At 72.0% G+C, this 7,957-nt stretch carries 8 protein-coding genes and 1 tRNA gene; 7 read left to right on the top strand and 2 right to left on the bottom strand.

Features of this window, described 5'->3' with window-relative positions; translation table 11 throughout:
- Positions 1 to 90: 90 nt before the first annotated feature.
- A tRNA-Leu gene (locus ACFV4G_RS20370) sits at positions 91 to 178 on the bottom strand.
- Between the two features lie 399 nt (positions 179 to 577).
- On the opposite strand from ACFV4G_RS20370, the gene ACFV4G_RS20365 reads away from it, so the two are divergent.
- Entirely contained in the window at positions 578 to 1,096 is a 519-nt protein-coding gene (locus ACFV4G_RS20365; protein WP_380442243.1) for an ATP-binding protein, read from the top strand.
- 121 nt (positions 1,097 to 1,217) lie between these two features.
- Here ACFV4G_RS20365 and idi read toward each other — a convergent pair whose 3' ends face one another.
- Positions 1,218 to 1,868 (bottom strand): isopentenyl-diphosphate Delta-isomerase, encoded by a 651-nt coding sequence (gene idi, locus ACFV4G_RS20360; protein ID WP_380442227.1) that lies wholly within the window; start codon positions 1,866 to 1,868, stop codon positions 1,218 to 1,220.
- 515 nt (positions 1,869 to 2,383) lie between these two features.
- Between idi and ACFV4G_RS20355 the strand changes: the two genes are divergently transcribed.
- The 6 genes from ACFV4G_RS20355 (at position 2,384) to ACFV4G_RS20330 (ending at position 7,841) form a co-directional block, all read left to right on the top strand.
- A complete protein-coding gene (locus ACFV4G_RS20355; protein WP_380442225.1) occupies positions 2,384 to 3,139 on the top strand; it encodes a sugar phosphate nucleotidyltransferase in 756 nt (251 codons plus the stop codon).
- Positions 3,127 to 4,188 carry an iron-containing alcohol dehydrogenase family protein gene (locus tag ACFV4G_RS20350; protein WP_359958020.1) on the top strand — a complete coding sequence of 354 codons (1,062 nt, stop codon included), beginning with the start codon at positions 3,127 to 3,129 and terminating at the stop codon, positions 4,186 to 4,188. Before ACFV4G_RS20355 ends, ACFV4G_RS20350 begins: the two co-directional genes overlap by 13 nt.
- A gap of 91 nt (positions 4,189 to 4,279) precedes the next feature.
- The gene (locus ACFV4G_RS20345; protein ID WP_380442241.1) at positions 4,280 to 5,017 is read left to right on the top strand and encodes a CDP-alcohol phosphatidyltransferase family protein; all 738 of its coding nucleotides are present in this window, start codon (positions 4,280 to 4,282) and stop codon (positions 5,015 to 5,017) included.
- Between the two features lie 20 nt (positions 5,018 to 5,037).
- The gene (locus ACFV4G_RS20340) at positions 5,038 to 5,955 is read left to right on the top strand and encodes a glycosyltransferase family 2 protein (RefSeq protein ID WP_380442239.1); all 918 of its coding nucleotides are present in this window, start codon (positions 5,038 to 5,040) and stop codon (positions 5,953 to 5,955) included.
- Between the two features lie 145 nt (positions 5,956 to 6,100).
- Positions 6,101 to 7,042 (top strand): ABC transporter permease, encoded by a 942-nt coding sequence (locus tag ACFV4G_RS20335; RefSeq protein ID WP_380442222.1) that lies wholly within the window; start codon positions 6,101 to 6,103, stop codon positions 7,040 to 7,042.
- A complete protein-coding gene (locus ACFV4G_RS20330; RefSeq protein WP_380442220.1) occupies positions 7,035 to 7,841 on the top strand; it encodes an ABC transporter ATP-binding protein in 807 nt (268 codons plus the stop codon). Before ACFV4G_RS20335 ends, ACFV4G_RS20330 begins: the two co-directional genes overlap by 8 nt.
- Positions 7,842 to 7,957: the final 116 nt, after the last annotated feature.

Below are 7,957 nucleotides of genomic sequence, written 5' to 3'. Positions count from 1 at the left end.
GGGGGCCGGCGGGGCGCGGGCCCGCCCACCCGCGGGGGAGAAAACAAAAAATTCCCCCGTGGAATCCTTGCGGATCCACGGGGAATTCGATGGTGTCCGAGGGGGGACTTGAACCCCCACGCCCGATAAAGGGCACTAGCACCTCAAGCTAGCGCGTCTGCCATTCCGCCACCCGGACGGGGTGTGTGCTTCGGGGTTTTTCTCGCCCCCTCGGCGACAGAGAGAACATTACCAGGGTTCTGGAGTGCTTCTCACCTGCGTTTCCCCGGCGGGGACCCCGGCTCGACGGCGACCGCCGGGGGACACCCCGACGCCCCCCGACGACGGCCCGACCAGCGCCGGACGGCGAAGCCTCGCCGGGCCACCCGATCACCGGCCGAAGCGGTGGCGAGGGCGAAGGAAACGGTCCGATTGCGCCGCCCCGCCGATCGGGACCGGTCGACACCGATCCGACACGGGCAACTTCTCGACGGTGCCGCGGTCCCCGTGGCGGCTCTCCTAGCCTCTGTGGACCGAGGGCGCCAGCGGAACGCCTGATTCCCGGGTCGCGGACGAAGGGCGGCTGGACGTGGAGCAGATCAGCGGGGCGGCGAAGGCCGAGCCGAGACGCGACCGGGCCCTGCGGGGGCCCGCCCGCCCGGCGCCGGAGCCGGCCGAGGGCGTCTGGCGCTTCCCGGTGCCCGCCACGGAGTCCTCGGTGCCGCGCACCCGGCACGCGGTGCGCGACCGCCTGCTGGCCCAGGGCATGACCGGGGTGCGCCACCAGGAGCTGGTGGACGACGTGCTGCTGATCGTCTCCGAGCTGGTCAGCAACGCCGTGACGCACGCCGCCGAGCTCTCGCCCGAGGTGACCACCGAGCTGGCGGTGCGCGACGGGTGGGTGCGGGTCTCGGTCGAGGACGGCGACCCGTACCGCCCGAAGGCGCTGGAGAGCGACACCGGCCGCACCGGGGGGCGCGGCCTGCTGCTGGTCAAGAGCGTGACCCTGCAGGCCGGGGGCGTGTGCGACGTGGAGCGGACGGGGGAGGGCGGCAAGGTCATCTGGGCCTCGCTGCCCATCCCTCCGCTCCCTCCGCGGCACGACGACTGTCCGTGACCATCCGGACGATCCCGACCATCCCGGCGGTCACCGCCCCCGCCGCCAGTCCCGTCCTCGCCACCAGTCCTGCCCCCGCCACCAGTCCCGCGCGGACTAGCCGGACTACCGGACCATCGGACTACCAGTCCCGTCCGGCGATCTCCCGGATCCCCGGCAGCGCCGCCTCGAAGACGGTCTCGAACCACACCGAGAACGGCCGCTCGGTCCGCAGCTCGCGCAGCTCCTGCGCGGTGACGAAGGCGTAGTCGTCCACCTCGTCCGGATCGGGGACGACCGGCGCCGTGACCAGGCCCACGAACAGGTGGTTCCACTCGCGCTCGATCAGCCCGGAGGCCTCGTCCGGCAGGTCGTAGCGCACCGTCCCGGCCTCGCACAGCAGTGCCGGCGCGACGCCCAGCTCCTCCGAGGTGCGGCGGGCGGCGGCGACGAACGGCGGCTCGTCCGGGTAGGGGTGGCCGCAGCAGGTGTTCGACCAGACGCCGGGGGAGTGGTACTTGCCGAGCGCGCGGCGCTGGAGCAGCAGCCGGCCCTGGCGGTCGAAGAGGAACACCGAGAAGGCCCGGTGCAGGCGCCCCGGCTGCTGGTGGGCCCAGTGCTTCTCGGCCGTGCCGATGGTGGTGCCCTCGTCGTCGACGAGTTCCAGCAGGATCTCCGGGCCGGTGCTCCCGGCGGTGCCCCCGGGGTCGGCCGTCACGTCGGTCTCCACGTCGAGACCGGTGTCGATCTCGGAGGTGAAGTGCGTCGGGCTGGTCGGCGGACTCTGGGGCATGGGGTGGCCTCTTTCGGGGAGCGGGAGCAACGGAAGCATCGGGTTGCGTCCGGTGCAGCGGGTGCATCGGACGCAGCGGGGGCACCGGCGCCGGCGTCGGGCTCCAGTCTGCCGTATGGGTGGCGGTCGGCACGGGTCCCACGCACAACCTGGCGGATCATGACCCTCAGGGGGACTTTTCCGGACGGAGAAGGACGTCAGAGGGCCCCGGAAGGGTCATGGAGTTAGCAAAAGGGTTCGGAGTCGTTCGAGGCCCGTTCGGGCGCGCCAGGAGGCGCGCCGGCCCCGTTCGCGCCCGCTCCGGTGCGCCGCTCCGGCCGTCGTTCCCAGCCACCGTTCAGGCACCTCCCAGGTCCCCGGCCGCGTTCGGGCCGGTCGCCCCGGTCGCCTACCATCACTAAGGACAAGGTGCCCGCATCTGCGCCGGCACCGGCGCGCCGATTGCGCGGCCCGGGCGACTCGTTCCGGTGCCCCGGCGCACCCGCGCACAGCACGACGGATCAGGAGACCCCCGCATGATCGGCCTCGTTCTGGCAGCCGGCGCCGGCCGCCGGTTGCGCCCGTACACCGACACCCTGCCCAAGGCGCTGGTGCCGGTCGACGGGGAGCGGACCGTCCTGGACCTCACCCTCGGCAACTTCGCGGAGGTCGGGCTGCGCGAGGCCGCGATCGTCGTCGGCTACCGCAAGGAGGCGGTGTACGACCGCAAGGACGCCCTGGAGAGCAAGTACGGCGTCAAGCTCCACCTGGTCGAGAACGACAAGGCCGAGGAGTGGAACAACGCCTACTCCCTGTGGTGCGCCCGCGACCTCTTCGCCGAGGGCCTGCTGCTCGCCAACGGCGACACCGTCCACCCGGCCTCCGTCCAGCGCACCATGCTGGAGGGCAACCGCCGCCTGACCGAGGCCGGCGAGGCCCCCGGCATCCTGCTGGCCCTCGACACGGTGAAGAAGCTCGCCGACGAGGAGATGAAGGTCGTCGTCGACCCGGCCGCCGGCATGCGCCGCATCACCAAGCTGATGGACCCGGTCGAGGCGAGCGGCGAGTACATCGGCGTGACCGTGATCAACCCCTCGGCCGCCGCGGACCTCACCGACGCGCTGCGCGCCACCTACGAGCGCGACCCGCAGCTGTACTACGAGGACGGCTACCAGGAGATGGTCGACCGCGGCCTGCGGATCGACGTGCAGCCGATCGGCGAGGTCTCCTGGGTCGAGGTCGACAACCACGACGACCTGGCGAAGGCGCGGGAGATCGCGTGCCGGTACTGACCCGACTGGTCCCCTCGCCGCTGTTCGTCGAGGTCCGCCCGGGCGCGCTGGACGCGCTCGGCGGGATCCTCGCGGACCAGCGGCTGTCGGCCTCGGGCCGGATCGCGGTGGCGATCAGCAACGGCTCGGGCGCCGCGATGCGCGAGCGCCTGGAGCCGGCCCTGCCCGGTGCCGACTGGTTCAGCGTGGACGACGGCAGCCTGGACAGCGCGGTGCGCTTCGCCGAGGCGATGCGCGGCGGCCACTACGACGCGGTCGTGGGCCTGGGCGGCGGCAAGATCATCGACGCCGCCAAGTACGCCGCGGCCCGGGTCGGCCTGCCGCTGGTCGCGGTGGCCACCAACCTCGCGCACGACGGCATCTGCTCGCCGGTCTCCACGCTCGACAACGACGCCGGCCGGGGCTCCTACGGGGTGCCCAGCCCGATCGGCATCGTCGTCGACCTGGACGTGATCCGCCAGGCCCCGCCGCGCTTCGTGGCGGCCGGCATCGGCGACGTCGTCTCCAACATCTCCGCCTGCGCGGACTGGGAGCTGTCGCACGCGGTCACCGGCGAGCCGGTGGACGGGCTGGCCGTGGCGATGGCCCGTTCGGCGGGCGAGAACCTGCTGCGCCACCCCGGGAACCTGGCGGACCAGGACCTCCTGACGGCGCTCGCGGAAGCCCTGGTACTGTCCGGCATCGCGATGAACATCGCGGGCAGCACCCGGCCCTCGTCGGGCGCCTGCCACGAGATCTCGCATGCCCTGGACGTGCTGTATCCCAAGCGGTCCGCCCAGCACGGCGAACAGGTCGGCCTCGGCGCGGCGTTCGCCAGCTTCCTGCGGGGCGAGCGCGAGCTGACCGGTCTGATCGTGGAGCGCCTGGCGCGCCACGGCCTGCCGGTGACCGCCGCTCAGATCGGCTTCACCGAGGCGGAGTTCACCGAGGCGGTGCACTACGCTCCGAACACCCGGCCGGGCCGCTTCACCATCCTTGAGCACCTCGACCTCTCCCCCTCAGCAATCAGGGACGCGTACGCCGACTATGTCCAAGCCGTCAACAGCTGACCCCTCCACCGCGGGCGCCGAGCGGCCCCCGGTGGACCTGACCCGCCGGCCCTCGATCGAGGAGCTGCGCGCGGTGATCCACCCGGAGGGCATGCTCCAGCGCCGCAGCGCCGAGCACTGGGCCGGGCGCCTGTACATGCGGAGCATCTCGCTGCGGGTCACGCGGGTGCTCTCGACCGTCACGACGATCACCCCCAACGGCCTCACCTACCTGATGATGGTCACCGGCGTCCTGGCCGGTGCCGCGCTGGTGGTGCCGGGCCTGACCGGCGCCGTCCTGGGCGCCCTGCTGATCCAGCTGTACCTGCTGCTGGACTGCGTGGACGGCGAGGTGGCGCGCTGGCGCCGGCAGACCTCGCTCACCGGCGTCTACCTGGACCGGGTCGGCCACTACATGTCCGAGGCCGCGCTGCTGACCGGCCTCGGCCTGCGCGGCTGCGACCTCTTCCACCGGCAGGGCCCGGCGGCGCACTGGGAGTGGGCCTTCCTCGGCACGCTGGCCGCGCTCGGCGCGATCCTGATCAAGTCCGAGACGGACCTGGTGGACGTGGCCCGCGCCCGCAGCGGCCTGACGGCGGTCGAGGACAGCGCCTCGGTGCCGCGCTCCGCGGCCGTGGCCAAGGCCCGCCGCGCGGCCTCGCTCCTGAAGTTCCACCGCCTGGTGGGCGCGGTCGAGGCCTCGCTGTTCATCCTGGCCGCCGGCGTCGCCGACGCCGTCCACGGCGGTCTGTTCTTCACCCGGCTGGCCGTGGTCGTGCTGGCCGCGATCGCCATGCTGCAGACCGTCCTGCACCTGCTGAGCATCGTCCTTTCGAGCAGGCTCCGATGAACACTTCCGCGAACACCTCTATGAACACCTCCGCGAACGCCGGTGCCGGTCCACGCGCCGACGGCTTCCGCCTCGGCGCCGTGATCATCACGATGGGCAACCGCCCGGCCGAGCTGAACGCCCTGATCGAGTCCGTCCGCGCCCAGGAGGGCCCGGCGGTCGAGCTGGCCGTGGTGGCCAACGGCGCGCCGCTTCCCCCGCTGCCGGAGGGCGTGCGCAGCGTCGAGCTGCCGGAGAACCTCGGCATCCCCGGCGGGCGCAACGTCGGCATCGAGCTGTTCGGCCGGGACGGGCGGGACGTCGACGCCGTCCTGTTCCTGGACGACGACGGCCACCTGCCGCGCACCGACTCCGCCCGCCTCCTGCGCGAGGCCTTCACCGCCGACCCGGAGCTGGGCATCGTCTCGTTCCGGATCGCCGACCCCGACACCGGTGTCACCGCGCGCCGGCACGTGCCCCGGCTGCGCGCGAGCGACCCGCTGCGCTCCTCCCGGGTGACGACCTTCCTGGGCGGCGCGAGCGCCGTGCGCTGCACGGTGTTCGAGCAGGCCGGGCAGCTGCCCGCCGAGTTCTTCTACGCGCACGAGGAGACCGACCTCGCGTGGCGCGCGCTGGACGCCGGCTGGGCCATCGACTACCGGGCGGACGTGGTCCTGCACCACCCGACGACCTCGCCGGCCCGGCACGCCACGTATTTCCACAACGTGGCGCGGAACAGGGTTTGGCTCGCGCGACGGAACCTTCCGGCCCTGTTCGTGCCTCTCTATCTGGGAACCTGGTTCCTGCTGACCCTGGCCCGCCGCCCCTCCCCGGAGGCGCTGAAGGCCTGGTGGGGCGGGTTCCGGGCGGGCTGGCGCGAACCTTGCGGTCCGCGTCGCCCGATGCGATGGCGTACCGTTTGGCGATTGACCAGGCTGGGCCGCCCACCGGTCATCTGATCTCATTTGATCGAATGATCGATCGCTGCGGCCGGTGCCACACACCGGCCGGACTCCCCCGTGATCCCAGTGGATCCCCATCGGCGCAAGGCCGGCGGACCCCCGCCGACCGGCCGCCCCGACCGATCCCGCGTGAAGGACGAATGTGTCGACAGTGAGTGAACCCGTCAGCCTCTCAGCCCCCAGGGGGGCGGACGCGGGCCTGACCCCCAAGCAGCTTGCGGACAAGTACGGCCTGGCCGTGAGCGGCCGGCGGCCCGGCCTCTTCGCCTACACCAAGCAGCTCTGGGCCCGGCGCCACTTCATCTGGGCCTTCGCCACCGCCCGACTGGTGGCGCAGTACACCGATGCCAAGCTCGGCCAGCTGTGGCAGGTCGTGACCCCGCTGCTGAACTGCGCGGTGTTCTACCTGGTCTTCGGCGTGATCCTGAAGAGCAAGGACAACTTCCCGCCGAACACCTACATCGCGTGGCTGTGCATCGGCGTCTTCGTCTTCCAGTTCACCCAGAACGCGGTGCAGTCCGGCACCCGGGCGATCTCCGACAGCCTCGGGCTGATCCGCGCGCTGCACTTCCCGCGCGCCTGCCTGCCGATCGCCTTCACGGTGATCCAGCTGCAGCAGCTGCTGATCTCGATGGTGGTCCTGGTCGCCACCGTCCTGGCGGCCGGCATCACGCCGGGCCGCACCTGGCTGCTGATCATCCCGGCGCTGCTCCTGCAGACGATGTTCAACACCGGCGTCTCCCTGATCTTCGCCCGGATCGGCGCCAAGACCAGTGACATCTCCCAGCTGATCCCGTTCGTGATGCGCGCCTGGATGTTCCTGTCCGGCGTGATGTTCAGCATCCAGGACAAGGTCAGCACCTGGCCCCACTACATCCAGACGATCATGGCCGTCAACCCGGCCTCGGTCTACATGGACCTGCTGCGGCACGCCTTCGCGCCGATCATCTACAACCACCACCAGCCCGCCCACCAGACGATCCCGCCGCACCAGTGGACGTACGGCATCGCCTGGGGCGTGGGGATGTTCATCGTCGGATACGTCTTCTTCTGGAAGGCCGAGGAGGAGTACGGCCGTGGCTGACGCAGACCTGAACAAGAACACCGTCCGGGACACCGACGTCGCCCGCGAGCCCACCGTCGTCGTCGACGACGTGCACATCGTCTACCGCGTGCACGGCGCCGGGTCCGGCAAGGGCAGCGCCACCTCGGCGCTCAGCCGCATCGTCAGCCGCAAGCGCTCGGCCGGCGTGCGCGAGGTGCACGCCGTGCGCGGCATCAGCTTCACCGCCTACAAGGGCGAGGCGGTCGGCCTGATCGGCTCGAACGGCTCCGGCAAGTCGACCATGCTGGCCGCCATCGCGGGCCTGCTGCCGACCGAGAAGGGCGGCATCTACACCAACGGCCAGCCCTCGCTGCTGGGCGTGAACGCGGCCCTGATGAACGAGCTCACCGGTGAGCGCAACGTCGTCCTCGGCTGCCTCGCGATGGGCATGCCGCCGGCCGAGGTCCGGCGCCGCTACCAGGACATCGTCGAGTTCTCGGGCATCAACGAGAAGGGGGACTTCATCTCCCTGCCGATGCGCACGTACTCCTCCGGCATGGGCGCCCGCCTGCGGTTCTCCATCGCCGCGGCGAAGACCCACGACGTGCTGCTGATCGACGAGGCGCTGGCCACCGGCGACCAGGCCTTCCAGCAGCGCAGCAAGAAGCGGATCGAGGAGCTGCGCCAGTCGGCCGGTACGGTCTTCCTGGTCAGCCACGACAACAGCTCGATCCGCGAGGTCTGCGAGCGGACCATCTGGATCGAGCACGGCGAGCTGGTCATGGACGGCCCGACCGACGAGGTCGTCGGCCGCTACGAGCGCGGCGAGCGCCCGTAGCACCCGAGCCGCGCGGGGGGGGGGGGGGGGGGGTCTCCCGCGCCCGCCCCCCCCCCGGCCGCCGCCCCGCGGAGACCCGGGGGGGCGCGCACCCCGGCGGGGGGGGCGCCGGCGCC

The organism is Kitasatospora sp. NPDC059747 (genome assembly GCF_042732955.1).
In the GTDB taxonomy this organism is placed as follows: Bacteria; Actinomycetota; Actinomycetes; order Streptomycetales; family Streptomycetaceae; genus Kitasatospora.
This window is presented reverse-complemented; position numbering and strand designations above follow the sequence as displayed.